At 75.6% G+C, this 1,117-nt stretch carries 1 protein-coding gene; it reads left to right on the top strand.

Features of this window, described 5'->3' with window-relative positions; all coding sequences use genetic code 11:
* The coding region (locus GT030_RS12775; RefSeq protein WP_161201208.1) for a DNA polymerase III subunit delta' at nucleotides 1-989 on the top strand (989 nt) is incomplete at its 5' end.
* Nucleotides 990-1,117: the final 128 nt, after the last annotated feature.

Genomic DNA, 1,117 nt, shown 5'->3' with positions numbered 1-1,117 from the left:
CCGACCGCGCCCTCGGCGGCACCCCCGGCTGCGGCTTCTGCGACGGCTGCCACACCGCGCTGCTCGGCACCCACGCGGACGTGTCCCCGGTCGCGGCCGTGGGCGCGGAGATCCTGGTCAGGGACATGCGGGACACGGTCCGCAAGTCGTACACCAGCCCGGCGAACGGCCGCTGGCAGATCATCCTGGTCGAGGACGCCGAGCGGCTGAACGAGAAGTCGGCCAACGCGGTCCTCAAGGCAGTCGAGGAGCCCGCCCCGCGCACGGTCTGGCTGCTGTGCGCGCCCTCCATCGAGGACGTGCTGCCGACCATCCGCTCCCGCTGCCGCCACCTGAACCTGCGCACCCCGCCGGTCGCGGCCGTCGCCGACATGCTGGTGCGCCGCGACGGCGTCGAGCCCGAGGTCGCCGCGGCCGCCGCCCGCGCCACCCAGGGACATGTCGACCGCGCCCGGCGCCTGGCCACCGACCCCGAGGCCCGCCGTCGCCGCGCCTCGGTGCTGAAGCTGCCGCTGCGCATCGAGGAGGTCGGCGGCTGCCTCAAGGCCGCCCAGGAGCTGGTCGACGCCGCCGCCGAGGACGCCAAGCAGCTCGCCGAGGAGATGGACGGCAAGGAGACCGACGAGCTGAAGGCCGCGCTCGGCGCCGCCCAGGGCGGCCGGCTGCCACGCGGCACGGCCGGGGTGATGAAGGACCTGGAGGACATGCAGAAGCGGCGCCGCACCCGCACCCAGCGCGACAGCCTCGACGTCGCCCTGGGCGACCTCACCGGCTTCTACCGCGACGTGCTCGCCCTCCAGCTCGGCTCCCGCGTGGCCATCGCCAACGAGGACGCCGAGGACGCCCTCCAGCGCATCGCCGGGGCGGGCTCCCCGGAGTCCACCCTGCGCCGCATCGAGGCCATCGCCGCCTGCCGCGACGCCCTGGACCGCAATGTGGCCCCGCTGCTGGCGGTGGAGGCGATGACGATGGCCCTGCGCGCGGGGTGAGGACGCCACGACCTGGACGCAGAGCACACGAGGCGTCGCGCAGCGTTACGCTCGTTTGATGGACACCAGGCCCTCCCCGTCGCCCCCGCCCGCCCGGCCGCGCCGCTCGCTCCCGCCCGTGGCCGCCT

Source organism: Streptomyces sp. SID1328, assembly GCF_009865595.1.
Taxonomy (GTDB): domain Bacteria; phylum Actinomycetota; class Actinomycetes; order Streptomycetales; family Streptomycetaceae; genus Streptomyces; species Streptomyces griseoluteus.
This window is presented reverse-complemented; position numbering and strand designations above follow the sequence as displayed.